Genomic DNA, 16,447 nt, shown 5'->3' with positions numbered 1-16,447 from the left:
GACGGGGGTTTTCCCGTCGCAATCCCCGGGGTAAAAGCCGCGCATGAACGCACCTGTCAAACCGTCGAACTTGATCAAGGGCGCCACCGGCGACTGGGAGATGGTGATCGGGCTTGAAGTCCATGCCCAGGTCACATCCAATGCAAAGTTGTTTTCGGGCGCCTCGACCGCCTTCGGCGGCGAGCCCAACAGCCACGTCTCGCTGGTCGATGCGGCGATGCCCGGAATGCTGCCGGTCATCAACGAGGAATGCGTCCGGCAGGCCGTGCGCACCGGGCTGGGGCTGAACGCGCAGATCAACCTGCGCTCGGTGTTCGACCGCAAGAACTATTTCTATCCCGACCTGCCGCAGGGCTATCAGATCAGCCAGTACAAGTCGCCGATCGTCGGCGAGGGCGAGGTCGTGGTCGATCTGGCGGACGGCGCGAGCATCGCGGTGGGCATCGAGCGGCTGCACCTTGAGCAGGACGCCGGCAAGTCGTTGCACGACCAGCACACCGACATGAGCGCGATTGATCTGAACCGCTCCGGCGTAGCGCTGATGGAAATCGTATCCAAGCCCGATATGCGCTCGTCGGAACAGGCCAAGGCCTATGTGACAAAACTGCGGGCGATCCTGCGCTATCTCGGTACCTGCGACGGTGACATGGAGAAGGGCAGCCTGCGCGCCGACGTCAACGTCTCGATGCGCCGGCCCGGCGAGCCGTTCGGTACCCGCTGCGAGATCAAGAACGTCAATTCCATCCGCTTCATCGGTCAGGCGATCGAATACGAGGCGCGGCGCCAGATCGGCATTCTCGAAGACGGCGGCAGCATCGACCAGGAAACCCGGCTGTTCGATCCGGACAAAGGCGAGACCCGTGCGATGCGCTCCAAGGAAGAGGCGCACGACTATCGCTATTTTCCGGACCCCGACCTGCTACCGCTGGAATTCTCGCAAGGCTTCGTCGAGGCGCTGAAGGCCGATCTGCCGGAATTGCCGGACCAGAAGAAGATCCGGTTTATCGGTGACTTCGGTCTGTCGCCATATGATGCGTCCGTGCTGGTCAGCGAGCATGAGAGCGCCAACTTCTATGAGGCGGTGCTGGCCAGGCTCGCGAACGCGCGCCGCGACGGCAAGCTTGCTGCCAACTGGGTCATCAACGAACTGTTCGGACGGCTCAACAAGGAAAGCCGGGGCATCGCGGCGTCGCCGGTATCAGCACCTCAGCTCGCCGCGATCGTCGACCTGATCGGCGAGGGAACCATCTCCGGCAAGATCGCCAAGGATCTGTTCGAGATCGTCTGGACCGAGGGTGGTGACCCGCGGGAGCTGGTCGAAGCGCGCGGAATGAGGCAGGTCACCGACATGGGCGCGATCGAGAAGGCGGTCGACGACATCGTCGCCGCCAACCCGGACAAGGCCGCGCAAGTTCGCGATAAGCCGCAGATGATCGGCTGGTTCGTCGGTCAGGTGATGAAGGCGTCCGGCGGCAAGGCCAATCCGCAAGCTGTGAACGATCTGCTCAAGACCAAGCTCGGTCTGTAATCGTCTTCGGCGGTCTCCAGCGCGTATTCCGCAAAAGTGGATACCGATTTTACGATATGAATAAGCGCAAGTTATCGATTGAGAGCACTTTCTTACGGCTAACCGGATTTCACTTAGCCGGAAAATGCTCTAACCGGCGCTTCGACTCCGTGCGCATTTGCATTCGCTCATTCTGTCGGCATCGATGCGACGGCACGCTTGTATGGTCGGCTTGGTGAGTGGCCCGAGTTGTTCGAAGGATACTGCGCGGAACGCGGAATAGATATCGGCCGACACGACAGTTCGTCTGCTCGTCGCAAATTTGAGGTTGCGTTCGCGTGCGCTGGCGTGTTGGCGAGGCTCGGCAACAGGGCTGCGGTCGCTGGATCAATTTTGCGAATCGGATTTTACGATTCGCAAGAAGCGCACTTTCGCGGGCTCCGAACGGCAATTCCCAAGGTTATCGCAAAAATATTTTTATTGCCAAAAGTTGCGACTCGGAGTCCGCGCTATAGCGACTTTCATCGTCATGGCGACTCGGTGCGATGTTTGCCGTGCGTCCGTCATCAATTTTCGAAATGCAGGATGCCATTGCGGCGCAGCCTCTTTCTGAAATCGCGATAATTACCAGTGTCGGCTTTTCACGAGTTGCTCGCGTCGCTCATCGGCGAATCCACGCGTCATCGTGAAACGTGTCGTCGTCGTGACGGCATTGGTCCGTCAACACTTCCTTAAGCGGGACACTGTTTTTTTCAATGTGTTGGTGTATTCGAATGATGTGCACTTCGATTCCCGAGTGCATGTAGCGACTAAGCCATCTCATTAACTCTGGAGGGCAACATGGCCAAGAAGGCGAAGAAGGCAAAGGCGAAGAAGGCGAAGAAGGCGAAGAGCGCAGTGAAGAAGACTGCAAAGAAGACCCGCAAGGTCGCCAAGAAGAAGAAGTAAGCTCGCCTTATGGAATCGCCGGCGGCTTGAGCCGGCGGCGTCGCGGGAGCCGAAGAGAGTTTGTTTCCCACAAGCAGATTTTCAATTCAGGCTCCGGTCGACGAAAGAGGGTGTCGGCGAGACATCAGGTCAAACGGTCGGGTCGTCGGTTTCGGAACTCCCGAGACAACCGGTCCGACGGAAGAGCGCGGTGAATATCATCGGCGGTCTTCGTTCGATGCGGATATAATATAAATGTCCGCGATCACCAGCGGCCTCGGCTGCGGTGAGAGTTGGTCCTGACGTGTTCACCGACGCCCTCGTCCTGCCACCGGCGTGGCTCAGCCCCGGTGTTGCAGTTTCCCTATCAATACATTTCGAGTCGTCGCCGCTGTGCCGTGTGCAATCTCGGTTCTCACGGCGTTGTCGCTCGGTGATTCTGAGGGCGCGCGGTCCGATACCGACTGTGGCGATGGTTACCGGTTTGCCAAATGGGACGGTAAATCGAATTGTATGAAAGCTCAAAAGCCTCCGTCTAATAAGGGCTTTTTGAATCTGTGCGATGCCTGCACCTGGGGAGCGTTCACGTTCGATTCATCGCGATGCTTAAACTGCTCTTCAAATTTTACCTCCATGGTCTGCGCGTCAGGACGGCACGCCGGCGAACGGCGGTCGGGACCGGTGGGGCGACAACAGGTGGATGGGCCGCGCTCGGAGCAGGGCGGTTATAAAAAGGAACAGAGCGATGTTTCAGGGGCAAATCGACTTCGATACGGTGGTGCCGGTGGGCGCCGACGCCATCCAGGATATTCTGTTCGAACGCGGCCTGTACTGGGCCAGCGGTCGGGCCGGCCTGGTCGATCTGGTGGCCGCGCATAAATGGTTCAATCTCGCGGCGCTCAAAGGCCACGCCGAAGCGATCGCAATGCGCCGCGAAGTTGCAGCGCTGATGTCCGAGGCCGAGATTGTCGCGGCGCAGCGAGATGCGCGGGCATGGATGACGGTTCATTGATCCACGCTCAGGCGATCTTCCGGGCAAATTTCTAGGGCAGCAAAGGCGCAGCGGAAGCTGTGCCGCACGCGACCGAGCGTCTGGTGTCCCTCGGCCCGCTTGGCGACACGCGCCGACGTTGTTGCGTGGCGGGCGTCGGTGTTGCGCCACCGCCCTGTAGTCTCTTCGGAATCGGCATCGGCGGTTTCGCTTCAGAGTTGCGCGACGCCGCAACGGCTCGGGCCTCAACGAAGAGATCGTCGCGACAGGCGTCTACGATGACGAGCGATCCATGCCTTGCGTTGCTCGCAGCCGCTGCAAGATCCTTCAGGCATAGAGCATCGGATCGCAGCTTCTTGCCGCTCTCCAGCTTGCATCAACCGTAATGAGGTAGTTGACGCCGCCTGTTTCGACGCCATGCCCAGCGAAAATGACGACGACGTACGGTGCCGTTTCTGTTTTGGATCAAGTTGAAGAGCGCCATCAAGATCCGTGAGTACGGCGTTGACGTTCCCGGCGCTTTGCTTCTCGATCAGCTCGCTGAACAAAGCGAATGGCATCCTTGGAAGCTGTCCGCGGTAATGTCGGCGTGCGCTTCAGATTTGCGCCCGGTCGTTTGGTTTATGGTCGCCCGAAGTGTGAGCGCATCTCCCTGGGCTATCAGAAGCAATGACCGCTTCGATGTCGGCGAGGGCAGGCTGCACTTGCGGAACCGAAGGTGGCGAATAGCGTAGCGCCCCTCGGCCTGGTCGACCGAAGCCGCGCCTCCGTCATAACCTGGAGAAACCGCAGGAGATCGTGTGTCCCCGGACGACCTTGCTTCTTTTGGGATGGCGGAGCCGGAGGGATTCGAACCCTCGATAGGGCTTTACAACCCTATAACGGTTTAGCAAACCGCCGCCTTCAGCCACTCGGCCACAGCTCCGTTGCTGCCGATATGCCCGACACGCTCGCCAGCCGCAAGCGCCGGATCGTGAGATCTGACCGTCGCGCGCCAGAATCGTCCCCCGCCACACCTGCGGGGTCGTTATATTGTCGATGACTCTCGACCTTGCCGCATTGGTCGGGAATTTGCAGCGCAAAACAGGCATCGAAAGCCTGTCGAATCAGGCCGCACGATGTGGTCGGTGATTCGTCAGGATTGAGCGTCCAGGCCGGCAACTGCTGGCAAGACGGTGAGTCCACCGCTCCCGCAGCTTCGAAGACCCGTTTTATAAAATATACGACAAAACAACGAGTTGTTTGGCTGTCTGCAACGGGAGGGCGTGGTGTTTGTGCAACACACCGTCAAAAACGGTTGGACGCGTTCTATTCTGAGACGTTCCTTTATTGCGTGTGCAGGGCGGTTCGGTAATTGTGATCACACGACGGAGGGGGGCATCCCGAGGTCGTCCCGTTTTAGTAGTTCGCTGTTTTTGGGTGGTTCGCTTGAGTCCCTCGCGTTGAGCGGAAGTGTTCGACAAGCGCGAAACGGCTAGGCGGTTAGTCAGGGACTGAGGGAACGTTTCTTCGAGCGATATGCGCTCAGCGGATCCGGAACCTGCCCTACAGAGCAACTTGGAGGTTAAAATGAAATTGATGAAGAGCCTTTTCCTCAGCTCGGCGGCGGGTCTGGTCGCCATGAGCGGGGCACAGGCCGCTGATCTTCCGTTGAAGGCCAAGGCGGTCGAATACGTGAAGATCTGCTCCCTGTACGGCGCGGGCTTCTATTACATCCCGGGCACCGACACTTGCATCAAGCTGGGCGGCTATATCCGTGCTGACATGGGGATCAACGCGGGTTCGTCGCCGGTCGGCGGCAACACCAATGGTGTCGCTGGTGCGCAGAACCGTCTCAGCAACGACTTCACCTGGCGGTCGCGTGCAGACCTGAACATCGATACCCGCACCGCTACGGAATACGGCGTGGTCCGCACCTACGCCGATACGGTCTTCACGTGGACCTCGGGCCAGTACTCAGGCTTGGGTACGACTGCGTATGACTCTGCTCCGCTTGGAGCAAGCGGCAACGGCGCCGTCTCCGGCGGCCAGATCGGCCTGAACTACGCCTTCATTCAGTTCGCCGGATTCACGATCGGTAAAGCTGTCTCGCAATTCAGCGCGCCATGGGGACACCAGCCGGGCAACATCAGCGACGCTCTTGTCGGCGGTGGCGGCGCGTTCTCGGGTGGCGTGAACCAGTTCGCCTACACCGCAGAGTTCGGCAACGGGGTGTCGGGCACGATCGCCGCGCAGGATCCGACCATATACTTCCAGGCCGGCGTCAACAACCTCGGCGCAGCGGCGGCTGGCAACTTCGGCTACGGCGCAAGCGACTACGCTGGTACGAAAGCTCCCGACGTGGTTGGCCAACTCCGCGTCGATCAGGCCTGGGGTCTGTTCCAGGTGTCGGTTGCGGCGCATGACAACAATGCCGCTTACTATGGCGTGAATACCTTTGGCGCGGATCCCTTCACTGGTCCCGGCGACAAGTGGGGTTGGGCCGGTCAGCTCGCTCTGTCGATCAAGAACATCCCGACCGGACCGGGTGACACGATCAACATCCAGGGCGTGTATACGGACGGTGCAACCCGTTACAACATCCAGGAACTGGGCACCCCGGCTGGGGCCAACACGCTCTACGGTGGCGTAACGAGCGTCGGCCTCGGCTTTGCTCCTGACTCGGTGTTCGCGGGTGGATCGCAGCAGCTGGTCCAGACATGGGGCATGCGTGGCGCCTTCAACCACAACTGGAACCCGTACTGGAAGAGTTCGCTGTTTGGCGCCTACGCGTCTGTTAGCTACAATGGCACAGCCAAGGCTCTTATGTGCAATGGGGTGAATGGTACGGTCAGCACCCTGCGCGGGAACGCACTTACCACGTGTAATCCGGACTACAACATCGCTCAGATCGGTGCGAATCTGGCTTGGACTCCGGTCAAGAACCTGACCTTCACGGCGGAAGGTCTCTATACCATGCTGGATCAGAAGTACGTCGGCACGACAACGAATGCGGCAAGCAATACCGTTGCCAAGCCGCCAAATACCTATGCCCTGCAGGATCAGAACATCTGGACCGTCATGTTGCGCGCTCAGCGCACCTGGTAATACAGGTCGTCTGACAATTCTGAGAGAACCCCCGGCGGGAAACTGCCGGGGGTTTTGTTTTGCGCGAGGCGAAGATTGTGATGCAATCCCGGTAATTCGCGGCGCGCCGGCGACCGATACAAAAATGACGACCGAGACGAGATGCCGCAACGGGCCGAGTCTTAATGGGCCAAGCCTTGGCCATCATCATGCAGTTAGGCGGCTGGTCCCTCAGTTCGCGTGGCCCGGAAGCCCCTCCGAAGATGAAGGACCAAAGCTTCTTGTTCGCGTAACGGGACGGGCGGTCAACATCTTGGGTTTTTCGGCCGAACCGAGTGCATTTGCTCAAATAAAGGCCGCATCGTTGATTGCAGGACCGCAATTGCACGAGCTTGCTTAGTGTTGTCGCCTGATCCCGCCGGACTCTTCAGTCGCTTAAGCAAGCCGCATGCATGGCTATCCAAGGACACTAATTGTGCTCTCTGCGGGGCAGCTTGTCGTGCGCAAGAATACTCTCTTAACTATCTTCTGGGATTTTCTTCGAGTGCTTATACAGCGGTACGCGACCTGCGCTGCAGAGCAACTTGGAGGGTTAAGATGAAATCGATGAAGAGCCTTTTCCTTGGCTCGGCGGCAGGTCTTGTCGTCATGAGCGGGGCACAGGCTGCTGACCTTCCATTGAAGGCCAAGGCGGTCGAATACGTGAAGATTTGCTCCCTATACGGCGCAGGCTTCTACTATATCCCCGGCACTGACACCTGCATCAAGCTGGGCGGCTATGTACGTGCAGACATGGGCATCAACACCAACTTGATGTTTGCCGGTAACACCACGGGTGCCGGCGGTGCGCAGAACCGTTTCACCAATGGTTTCACCTGGCGGTCTCGCGCAGATCTAACCGTCGATACCCGCACCGCCACTGAGTACGGTGTGGTCCGCACCTATTCCGATACGGTCTTCACCTGGACCTCGGGCGGTTATGCCGGTGACGGTACCGGTGCGACGATCTATAATTCGGCTCCGTCCGGAGCCAGCGGCAACGGCGCCGTCTCCGGTGGCCAGCTAGGCGTGTACTACGCCTTCATCCAGTTCGCCGGCTTCACGATGGGTAGAGCTGCCTCTCAGTTCGCCACTCCGTGGGGAAACTATCTAGGCAACAACATCTTCGACGGTCTCGTCGGCGGCGGCGGCGGTATTATCGGCGTGAACCAGTTCGCCTATACTGCAGAGTTCGGCAACGGGGTGTCGGGCACGATCGCCGTGCAGGATCCCACCCAATACTTCCAGGCTGGCATTCTAAACCTCGGGGTAGCGCCGACCGCGATCTTCGGTACTGCGAACTTTGGCTACGGCTCGAATGATTACGGTGGGACCACCGTTCCTGAGGTCGTGGGTCAACTTCGCGTCGATCAGGCCTGGGGCTCGTTCCAAGCGTCGGTTGCGGCTCACAACAACAATCCTGCCTACTATACCGATCAAGCAAGTGGCGGTCCGCGAGACAAGTGGGGTTGGGCCGGTCAGCTCGCTCTATCAATTAAGAACCTCCCGACCGGACCGGGCGACACGCTCGACTTTCAGGGCGTCTACACCAATGGCGCGACCCGTTACAACATCCAGGACCTGGCTGCAGGGGCGGGTGTCAACATGATCTATACCGGCATAACCGGCATTGGATATGGCTTTGCGCCAGATGCGGTGTTTGGTCCTGGCGGCCAGCTTCAGCTGGTCTCGACCTGGGGCATGCGCGGCGCATTCAATCACAATTGGAACGAGCATTGGGCTAGCTCGGTTTTCGGCGCCTTCGCTGCAGTGAGCTACACCGGCGCGGCCAAAGCCTTCATGTGCGGCGTGACGATTCCTGCTGCCATCGGTCTGGGTGTCACCACTTGCAACCCGGACTATAACATTGGGCAGATTGGAGCGAACCTCCGATGGACTCCGGTCAGGAACCTGACCTTCACGACCGAAGCGCTCTACACCATGCTGGATCAGAAGTATGAAGGTACGGCAGCTTTTGTAGCCTATCCCGCTATTGGCAAGCCCGCGGGTAATTATACCCTGAAGGATCAGGACACCTGGACTGTGATGTTCCGCGCGCAGCGCTCCTGGTAACGATATTTGAATTTGAACCACCGGCGGAAAATTGCCGGAGGCTTTGTATTGCCGCGAGACAGAGGTGGTCGCAAAATCCCTGTAAGTCGCGGGGGGGGGGGGCCGCGGAGCCGAAACAAAGATTGACGATGAAGCGCGTTTCGACGCTTCGTGACCGGCTGGTCGTTAGAACCGCGGCTTGGCCGCTGTCCCAAACATCCCGCCCTTGACCCGGTTCAAGTTTCAAGACGTGAACGCCAGCACAGAGCCGGGGCGTGACAGTTCAATCGAGGCCCATTCTTCCCAGCAAATTGCTGTGATACCTAAGGCGATGATAGTGGATTCGACGCGTTCGCACTATAAGCAAGTGCTTGAGGCCAAGCGAACGTCTGAAATGGATAAGCGGATACGGATGGTCAATCACATGGTGACGATTCCCAAATTTTTGCTCATGACCGTATGCACCGGTGCTGCTGTCTCGTTTCTTGTTTTGGCTCCGTCAGTGGCGCAGGCCCGGGATTACCCGTATTGCATCAAGGGCGAATATTACGATAGTGGTGTGGGGGATTGCAGCTTCGACACCTATCAGCAATGTCTCGCGACGGCCTCTGGTCGCCGCGCGTATTGTGACGTGAATCCCTTCTATCGTTTCCTGGAAGACGATCCCGCTGCATACCCTGATGCACGAAGGACTTATCGGCGATAAATCGGGCGGCCGGCCGCGCCATTTGCGCGAAGACTGCCTCATCGCTTAAGCGCCGGCATGAGCAGTTAGCCCGGGTATATCTCGCGCTATTCGGTGGCGCCACGGTGCAGGTCCGCCTCGATCTGCAACTTGGAGCCGCCGCCGAAGCGCGCGCGATAGACCTGCAGGTTTTCCATGATGCGTTGCACGTAGTTGCGCGTCTCCGAGAACGGGATCAGTTCGACCCAGTCCACCGCGTCGACTGCGGGATCGCGTGGATCACCGTAACGCTCGATCCATTTTTTCACGCTGCCGCGCCCGGCGTTGTAGGCCGCGAAGGTCATGATGTAGGAGCCGCGATAGTCCTCGAGCAGGCCTCCGAGTTCCGCTGCGCCGAGCGCAGCGTTGTAAGCGGGCTCGTTCTTCATGCGCTGGAGGTCGAAGCCGACGCCGTATTTCTTGCAGACGTATCGTCCCGCATCCGGCGTCACCTGCATTAAGCCATAGGCATGGGCCGGCGACACCACCGACGGATTGAAGGCACTTTCCTGCCGGGCGATCGCATAGACGATGCTGCGTTCGATATCCGGTCCGATCGATTTGAACGGCGGAATCCCGCTGACGGGATAGGCATAGAAATCGAACGGCAATCCACGATTGAGCGCAGCCTTGCCGGCCAGCAGCATACCTCGCGCATCGCCGTGACGTGCGGCGAGTTCACCCAGTCCCAGCACCGCATCGGGGTCGCCGTTTTCGCCCATGTCGGCAAAGATCGGGAGCGCGAATTCGCCTTTGCCGATCGCATAAAGAAGCTGGACGGCGCGCACGATCTCCAGCCGTTCGACGCCGCGCGACCGGCTGCCGGGGACGCCGCGCAATTCGATCTGCGGCAGTCCGAGCTTCGCGCGCGCGAGCTGGCCGTAGTAGCTGGTGGACTGCTCTGCCGCCGCAGCATAGGCGTGACGGGCATCCTGAACGCGGCCCGCGGCCTCAGCGGCGCGGCCCTGCCAGTAGCCGGCCCGCGCCAGCGCGGTCGGGTTGACGCTGCCGACGCCAATGCGGGCGAAATGGCGGGCGGCGGTGTTGGGATCCTTCAGGAAACGCAGGGCGATCCAGCCGGCGGTGAACTCCTGTTCGGTTTTATAGATATCCCGTGCGGGGAGCGCCGCATCGCGCGCAATAAGATAGGCGGTGCGATAGTCGCCGACGTCGATCATCTTGCGCGCAAGCAGGCGCCGCTCGATCCACCATTCGTCGACATTGTAAAGCCGGTTGGGATCCCGCGGCGCATTCAACATAAGCCGAGCGGCTTCCGCGAACTTCTCCTCGCGGCGCAAAAGCTGGATGCGGGCGAAAACGTAGCCGGGGTCGCCATGCAGCTCGCGCGGTACGTTTTCGAGCAGTGCGCGCAAGTTGGAGGATTTGTGGTCGGCGGCAATCCGCGCCCTGGCGAGGGCGACCTCGGCGCTTCCGAGCCGCTTTGCCGCACGCACCGCCGCATCGCTTTCGCGGCCGTAAAGCAGATAATCCATCCGGGCTTTCTGATCGCCCGGCGTTAGCAGTGCCCCGAACACTTCCAGCGCTTTTTCCTCGACCGGTTCCGACATCGAATCGGTCCGCCAAGCTTCGCGGACCAGCTGCACGGCGTTGGCGCGGTCGCCGCGCGCGAGCAGGGCGCGCGCCAGTGCGAACCGTCCCTTGGCCGACTGCGGTTGTTCGTTTTCGAACCAGGCCAGCACTGTGGCGTCGTCGCGACGATCGTCCCACAGCGCAGCTTCCGCGCGCCGGCGCAGGAATGTCTGCGACGGCCAGCTCGGATTGGCTGTGATGAAGGCGCGGTAGCGTTCGGTCGGCGCGCCGTTGTCCTCGCTGCGCAAGATGATCCACTCGGCGAGCTTGCGCGCCACCGGGTCTGTCATGCTGGACTCGACCTGCGTGGCGTCGGACGTCTGACGCTTGCGAGTCAGGTCGATGACGTTCTGAAGTGCTTCAAGATCGGCGCGCGATGTTGATGACGTCGCTGCCATCGCAGCTTCCGGGACGGGCTTGCGCTTCGACGGTGGCGGAAGCGTTGCGTGCTGGCGTGTGGCCGGTTGAATTGCCGGAGCTACGGTGGCCCTGGCCTTGTCCGGGGCAGAGGTCTTGCCATGTGCTGGGGGAGAGGTCTTGCGATGCGCTTGGCTGGTGATCGTCTTCGGAACAGCACGGTGCGAAGCCGGCTGTGGCTTCGATGCTGGAGTCTTGGCAGCCTTCTCGGTCTTGGCGGCTTTCTCGGTCTTCGCCTTCTCCGCATTCGCGGTCCCGGCCCAGAGCCCGGCCGCGAGTACGAGGCTTGCGCCCAAAGCCGTCGTTCGCAACCTTGATGCACGAGCAAGCAACGTCACGGCAATCCCTCTCGGCGAATTACGCAGGCCCCTAAGATCCCATTACTATTTCATTGAACATGTGGACAAAATACTAAAATTCGGGCGTCAGGTCGTGTGCGCCCTGACCGCGGCAAAATCGCGGCTGCGCTTTGGGGGCGGACCTTTCGGAGCAGCGTCAGACCCGATATGACTGATGCGGCTTCGAATTCGGCAGATAGCGAAGCCGCGCAACGTGTTGGAGCGGATAATGGCAAGCAAGGCGAAGTTCCATGGGTCGTATACCGCCCTGGTGACGCCGTTCAAGAACGGCTCCGTCGATGAGGCCGCCTTCCGCAGCTTGGTGAGTTGGCAGATCGATGAGGGCGTCCACGGACTCGTGCCGGTCGGCACAACCGGCGAGAGTCCGACGCTGAGCCACGACGAGCACCGCAAGGTGGTGGAATGGTGTATCAACGAGGCGAAGGGTCGGGTTCCGGTGATTGCGGGCGCGGGCTCGAATTCAACCCGCGAGGCGGTCGATCTGGCTCTTCATGCCGAGAAGGCCGGCGCCGACGCGGTGCTGGTGGTGACGCCGTACTACAACAAACCGACGCAAGAAGGCATGTACCATCACTTCAAGGCGGTGAATGACGCGATCGGCATCCCGATCATCGTCTATAACATTCCATCGCGCTCGGTCGTCGATCTCGCCGTGGAGACGATGGCGCGGCTGTTCGAGTTGAAGAATATCGCTGGCGTCAAGGACGCCACCGCCAATCTGGCGCGGGTCTCTCTGCAGCGCCAAGCAATGGGACCGGACTTCATCCAGTTGTCGGGCGAGGACATGACGGCGCTCGCCTATATGGCGGCGGGTGGACACGGCTGCATCTCGGTAACCGCCAATGTGGCACCAAAGTTGTGTGCGAGCTTGATGTCCGCGGTGCTCAAGGGAGACTATGCCACCGGTCTCAAGTTTCAGGACCGGCTGGTGCCGCTGCACGACGCCATTTTCAAGGAGCCGGGCGTCGCCGGAGCCAAGCACGGCCTTAAGCTGCTCGGCCGGCTCGATGAGGTCGTGCGTCAGCCACTGATGCCGGTGACGCCGCCGACCGGAAAGGTCATTCGGGATGCCATGGTTCATGCGGGTTTGCTTAACTGAGGCCTGATCGCTCACTTGGGTTGAATGGCTGGTACGGCGCGCAGCGGCGAAATATCGGGAGCACAGCGATGCTGAAAGAATTTCGCGAATTTGCGATGAAGGGAAATGTCGTCGATCTCGCCGTCGGCGTCATTATCGGTGCCGCGTTCGGGGGCATCGTCTCCTCGATAGTGGCCGACATCATCATGCCGATCATCGGCGCCGTCACGGGCGGCCTCGACTTCTCGAACTATTTCACGCCGCTGTCCAAGACGGTGAATGCCTCGAACCTGGCCGATGCCAAGAAACAGGGCGCGGTACTGGCCTGGGGCAACTTCCTGACTCTGACGCTGAACTTCCTGATTGTCGCCTTCGTGCTGTTCATCGTCATCAAAGGAATGAACAGGCTGAAGCGCAAGGACGAGACGGCATCCGCGGCGGCGCCGAAGCCGACCCGCGAGCAAGAACTCCTGACCGAAATCCGCGATCTCTTGAAAACGAAGAAATAGCGCAATGCCTGGTGTGGTGGATCGAAAGTTCTCTTCATTGTTGCGGCGAGTCCGTTAAGAGAACTTTCGATCCAAAACCACACCGAGTGATAGATTTACTAGTGTCTCTTTGATTTCGAAGTTCGCATCAGAGATTGCTGCAAGGACATGCGAACTTCAAAATCGAGACACTGAAGGATCGGGCGTCGTCGCCGTCCTTGAAAAGCGACGCCCGGAGGTTTTAGGTATGGCCGAGAAGAACGAGCGCGCGATCAAGGTGGTCGCTGAAAATCGCAAGGCGCGGTTCAACTATGCGATCGAGGATACCGTCGAGGCTGGCATTGCGCTGACCGGCACCGAGGTCAAGTCGATCCGCCGCGGCAAGAGCACGATTGCCGAATCCTACGCCGATTCGAAAAATGGCGAGATCTGGCTGATCAACGCCAACATCCCGGAGTACCTGCAGGCAAACCGCTTCAATCATGAGCCAAAGCGGCCACGCAAGCTGCTGTTGCACAAAAAGCAGATTAACAAGCTGATGGGCGCGGTCGATCGTGAGGGCATGACGCTGATTCCGCTCAAGCTCTATTTCAACGAACGCGGACGAGCCAAGCTGCTGCTGGCGGTCGCCAAGGGCAAGAAGCTGCACGACAAGCGCGAGACCGAGAAGAAGCGTGACTGGGGACGCGAGAAAGGCCGGTTGCTGCGGGCGAGGGGATAACGGATTTCGTCACCCTGAGGTGTGAACTGCTTGGCGGGCCTCGATGGGTGAAGCAGAAGTGATGCGATGAACCAGAAGCATCTGCTCAAGGTCGATTGGAGCAAGATTCCGGCGCCGGCCGACGATGGCGCCGCGCGGAACTTGCCAGGACAAACGATTCCGCCGCTCGATCTGATCGCAACCGACGGTTCATCGGTGCGGCTGTCGGAGCTGAAGGGTCGAACGGTGGTTTTCGCCTATCCGCGCACCGGCGAGCCAGGCAAAATCGGTCTGGTCGACGACTGGGACCTGATCCCGGGCGCGCGGGGTTGCACGCCCCAGGCCTGCGCATTCCGCGATCTGTTCGCTGAACTGAAATCAGCCGGCGCAAGGCATGTGTTCGGTCTGTCGACGCAGGACCACGACTACCAGAGCGAGATGGCTGCACGCCTGCATCTGCCGTTCGCCGTGCTGTCTGACGAGAATCTTTCGCTGACCCACGCACTCGATCTGCCGACCATGGAGGTCGCGGGGGTTACCCTGATCGGGCGGCTGACGCTGATCGTCGACGACGGCCGGATAAGTCACGTATTCTATCCGGTATTCCCGCCTGACCGGAATGCGGGCGACGTGCTCTCGTGGCTGAGGGCGAATCCCGTTCCGCGATAGCCGGCGCACGATGTTTCCTGCCACGGCGCGTTTCGGCTCCGACCGTTAAACTTTGAACGATCGGTTCAAGGCAATTTCAGCTTTGAGGTGGTTAGCTCTGGCCATGCGGATCAAACAGAAACGCGCCATTCGGCGCATGCGCCGCCGCCATCAACGGGCGTGGCTTGTGCTCGACACCCTTAAAGGCAGATCGGAGTGCCAGGTCATGGACATCTCCAACGACGGCGCGCGCCTTGTGATCGCCTCTGGTCTGACCTTGCCGAAGCGTTTCGGTATCGCGCTGGTCCCGAATTCGCCGCCGAGGGAATGCGAACGGGTCTGGCGAAACGGAGAGATGATGGGTATCCGCTTCACGGAAGCGAGATAGAAATTCAGAGCCTGGTCACGTCGGCGCGCACCTGCGCGAACACCTTCTCGAACATTTCGGGTGTCAGAACGCGGGTGTTGGTGTTGTAGCGGGAGCAGTGATAGCTGTCGTAGAGCCTGAGCGCACCGGCACGGTGTACCGCACCGTGCGCGAAGGGTGCGGCCTTGGCGCGCAGACCGAGCCCCTTCACCACGGAATCATGAGCGATGCGGCCGAGCGCGACAATCGCTTGCAGCCGGGGCATCGCCGCCAGCGTGGCGCTCAGGAATGCGCGGCAGGTGTTGATCTCCGCCGGCAGCGGCTTGTTTTGCGGCGGCACGCAGCGCACAGCATTGCTGATGCGGCAATCGAGCAAGATCAAGCCGTCGTCGGGACGAGCCTGGTAGTGTCCCGTGGCAAAGCCATATTTGAGCAACGTGGCGTAAAGCAGATCGCCTGCGTAATCGCCGGTAAACGGCCGCCCGGTGCGGTTGGCTCCCTGCACGCCCGGGGCCAGGCCAACAATCAGCAGGGTGGCATCAGCGTTGCCGAAAGAGGGGACGGGGGCGTTGAACCAGTCAGGTTCGCGTGCTCGCACCGACAAGCGATAATCGACCAGCCGCGGACAAAGCGGACAATCGCGGTCGGGTTCTGCGCTGGCCTGGTTCGCGCCGGATAAAGCGGGCTCGGCGCGAGACTGTATGTCAGGCCTCGAAGTCGTCGTCATCGTGCCGAGGTGCCACAGTGGTAGCTCGCTGCAGGAACTGGGGCGCATGGTGGCGCGGCTCGCGCGGCGCCTGACGCTCCGACGGATCGCGGCCGAGCTTCGGTTGCAGCTCGACCAAATCGGTGAAGACGTCGGCCTGGCGGCGCAATTCATCCGCGATCATCGGTGGCTGGCTCGAGATCGTGGAAACGACGGTCACGCGGACGCCGCGGCGCTGTACCGCTTCGACAAGCGAGCGGAAATCGCCGTCGCCCGAGAACAGCACGATCTGGTCGACGTGTTCGGCAAGCTCCATCGCATCGACCGCAAGCTCGATGTCCATGTTGCCCTTGACCTTGCGGCGGCCGCTGGCGTCGATGAATTCCTTGGTGGCTTTCGTGACCACGGTGTAACCGTTGTAGTCGAGCCAGTCGATCAGCGGTCGTATCGATGAGTATTCCTGATCCTCGATGATCGCGGTGTAATAGAAGGCGCGCACGAGGGTGCCACGGGACTGAAATTCCTTGAGGAGACGCTTGTAGTCGATGTCAAAGCCGAGCGTCTTGGCAGTTGCGTAGAGATTGGCGCCATCGATAAAGAGCGCGATCTTGTTGGAGGCGGGTGACATCAATGTTCTCGTGATCGTTGTTGGCGTTATTGGTGCGATTGAGGTCCGCCATGCGCTCCAATGATGCAAAATTGCGTCTTGCGGATCAGACTGACCCAGACAATAACGCAATGATGTGAGGCAAGGGCAAGCGTATGATACGATGAGGAAGCAATGAAGC

The 16,447-nt window shown here is 60.1% G+C and carries 13 protein-coding genes and 1 tRNA gene; 10 read left to right on the top strand and 4 right to left on the bottom strand.

Annotated elements, in window-relative coordinates; all coding sequences use genetic code 11:
* The first annotated feature begins 43 nt into the window (after positions 1-43).
* Both gatB and ACSZOQ_RS09620 read left to right on the top strand, forming a co-directional pair.
* Entirely contained in the window at positions 44-1,528 is a 1,485-nt protein-coding gene (gene gatB, locus ACSZOQ_RS09625; RefSeq protein ID WP_439925778.1) for an Asp-tRNA(Asn)/Glu-tRNA(Gln) amidotransferase subunit GatB, read from the top strand.
* Between the two features lie 1,651 nt (positions 1,529-3,179).
* Positions 3,180-3,446, top strand: a complete 267-nt coding sequence (locus ACSZOQ_RS09620; protein ID WP_439925777.1) for a hypothetical protein — start codon at positions 3,180-3,182, stop codon at positions 3,444-3,446.
* A gap of 810 nt (positions 3,447-4,256) precedes the next feature.
* Here ACSZOQ_RS09620 and ACSZOQ_RS09615 read toward each other — a convergent pair.
* Positions 4,257-4,350 (bottom strand) — tRNA-Ser (locus ACSZOQ_RS09615).
* Between the two features lie 644 nt (positions 4,351-4,994).
* Here ACSZOQ_RS09615 and ACSZOQ_RS09610 point away from each other — a divergent pair.
* The 3 genes from ACSZOQ_RS09610 to ACSZOQ_RS09600 all read left to right on the top strand — a co-directional run bounded on the left by ACSZOQ_RS09610 (position 4,995) and on the right by ACSZOQ_RS09600 (position 9,288).
* Positions 4,995-6,512: a porin gene (locus tag ACSZOQ_RS09610; RefSeq protein ID WP_439925776.1), complete on the top strand. Its 1,518-nt coding sequence runs from the start codon at positions 4,995-4,997 to the stop codon at positions 6,510-6,512.
* Positions 6,513-7,088: 576 nt separating this feature from the next.
* On the top strand, positions 7,089-8,603 hold the full coding sequence (locus ACSZOQ_RS09605; RefSeq protein ID WP_439925775.1) for a porin: 1,515 nt from the start codon (positions 7,089-7,091) through the stop codon (positions 8,601-8,603).
* A 229-nt stretch (positions 8,604-8,832) separates the two neighbouring features.
* Positions 8,833-9,288, top strand: coding sequence for a DUF3551 domain-containing protein (locus tag ACSZOQ_RS09600; RefSeq protein WP_439925774.1), 456 nt, complete (start codon positions 8,833-8,835; stop codon positions 9,286-9,288).
* 86 nt (positions 9,289-9,374) lie between these two features.
* Here the strand turns inward: ACSZOQ_RS09600 and ACSZOQ_RS09595 are convergent, their stop codons facing one another.
* Positions 9,375-11,651, bottom strand: coding sequence for a transglycosylase SLT domain-containing protein (locus tag ACSZOQ_RS09595; protein ID WP_439925773.1), 2,277 nt, complete (start codon positions 11,649-11,651; stop codon positions 9,375-9,377).
* A gap of 229 nt (positions 11,652-11,880) precedes the next feature.
* On the opposite strand from ACSZOQ_RS09595, the gene dapA reads away from it, so the two are divergent.
* The 5 genes from dapA (at position 11,881) to ACSZOQ_RS09570 (ending at position 14,974) form a co-directional block, all read left to right on the top strand.
* Positions 11,881-12,771: a 4-hydroxy-tetrahydrodipicolinate synthase gene (dapA, locus tag ACSZOQ_RS09590; protein WP_439925772.1), complete on the top strand. Its 891-nt coding sequence runs from the start codon at positions 11,881-11,883 to the stop codon at positions 12,769-12,771.
* Between the two features lie 68 nt (positions 12,772-12,839).
* On the top strand, positions 12,840-13,259 hold the full coding sequence (gene mscL, locus ACSZOQ_RS09585; RefSeq protein ID WP_439925771.1) for a large conductance mechanosensitive channel protein MscL: 420 nt from the start codon (positions 12,840-12,842) through the stop codon (positions 13,257-13,259).
* Positions 13,260-13,485: 226 nt separating this feature from the next.
* A complete protein-coding gene (gene smpB, locus ACSZOQ_RS09580) occupies positions 13,486-13,959 on the top strand; it encodes an SsrA-binding protein SmpB (RefSeq protein WP_439925770.1) in 474 nt (157 codons plus the stop codon).
* Between the two features lie 66 nt (positions 13,960-14,025).
* Complete coding sequence (locus ACSZOQ_RS09575; RefSeq protein ID WP_439925769.1) at positions 14,026-14,607, top strand: peroxiredoxin; 582 nt, start codon at positions 14,026-14,028, stop codon at positions 14,605-14,607.
* Positions 14,608-14,812: 205 nt separating this feature from the next.
* The gene (locus ACSZOQ_RS09570) at positions 14,813-14,974 is read left to right on the top strand and encodes a hypothetical protein (protein ID WP_439925768.1); all 162 of its coding nucleotides are present in this window, start codon (positions 14,813-14,815) and stop codon (positions 14,972-14,974) included.
* Positions 14,975-14,978: 4 nt separating this feature from the next.
* Here ACSZOQ_RS09570 and ACSZOQ_RS09565 read toward each other — a convergent pair whose 3' ends face one another.
* Together ACSZOQ_RS09565 and ACSZOQ_RS09560 are read right to left on the bottom strand one after the other, a co-directional pair.
* Entirely contained in the window at positions 14,979-15,680 is a 702-nt protein-coding gene (locus ACSZOQ_RS09565; protein WP_439925767.1) for a uracil-DNA glycosylase, read from the bottom strand.
* Positions 15,658-16,287, bottom strand: coding sequence for a LabA-like NYN domain-containing protein (locus tag ACSZOQ_RS09560; RefSeq protein WP_439925766.1), 630 nt, complete (start codon positions 16,285-16,287; stop codon positions 15,658-15,660). The genes ACSZOQ_RS09565 and ACSZOQ_RS09560 overlap by 23 nt, the downstream gene beginning before the upstream one ends.
* Positions 16,288-16,447: the final 160 nt, after the last annotated feature.

This window comes from Nitrobacter sp. JJSN, from assembly GCF_051912485.1.
In the GTDB taxonomy this organism is placed as follows: domain Bacteria; phylum Pseudomonadota; class Alphaproteobacteria; order Rhizobiales; family Xanthobacteraceae; genus Nitrobacter.
This window is presented reverse-complemented; position numbering and strand designations above follow the sequence as displayed.

Excerpts from the sequence above, each read along its gene's own strand:
- gatB (WP_439925778.1), top strand. The coding sequence starts at position 44 with ATGAACGCACCTGTCAAACCGTCGAACTTGATCAAGGGCGCCACCGGC.
- smpB (WP_439925770.1), top strand. The coding sequence starts at position 13,486 with ATGGCCGAGAAGAACGAGCGCGCGATCAAGGTGGTCGCTGAAAATCGC.
- dapA (WP_439925772.1), top strand. The coding sequence starts at position 11,881 with ATGGCAAGCAAGGCGAAGTTCCATGGGTCGTATACCGCCCTGGTGACG.
- ACSZOQ_RS09605 (WP_439925775.1), top strand. The coding sequence starts at position 7,089 with ATGAAATCGATGAAGAGCCTTTTCCTTGGCTCGGCGGCAGGTCTTGTC.
- ACSZOQ_RS09565 (WP_439925767.1), bottom strand. The coding sequence starts at position 15,680 with ATGACGACGACTTCGAGGCCTGACATACAGTCTCGCGCCGAGCCCGCT.
- ACSZOQ_RS09575 (WP_439925769.1), top strand. The coding sequence starts at position 14,026 with ATGAACCAGAAGCATCTGCTCAAGGTCGATTGGAGCAAGATTCCGGCG.
- mscL (WP_439925771.1), top strand. The coding sequence starts at position 12,840 with ATGCTGAAAGAATTTCGCGAATTTGCGATGAAGGGAAATGTCGTCGAT.
- ACSZOQ_RS09610 (WP_439925776.1), top strand. The coding sequence starts at position 4,995 with ATGAAATTGATGAAGAGCCTTTTCCTCAGCTCGGCGGCGGGTCTGGTC.
- ACSZOQ_RS09560 (WP_439925766.1), bottom strand. The coding sequence starts at position 16,287 with ATGTCACCCGCCTCCAACAAGATCGCGCTCTTTATCGATGGCGCCAAT.
- ACSZOQ_RS09620 (WP_439925777.1), top strand. The coding sequence starts at position 3,180 with ATGTTTCAGGGGCAAATCGACTTCGATACGGTGGTGCCGGTGGGCGCC.
- ACSZOQ_RS09570 (WP_439925768.1), top strand. The coding sequence starts at position 14,813 with ATGGACATCTCCAACGACGGCGCGCGCCTTGTGATCGCCTCTGGTCTG.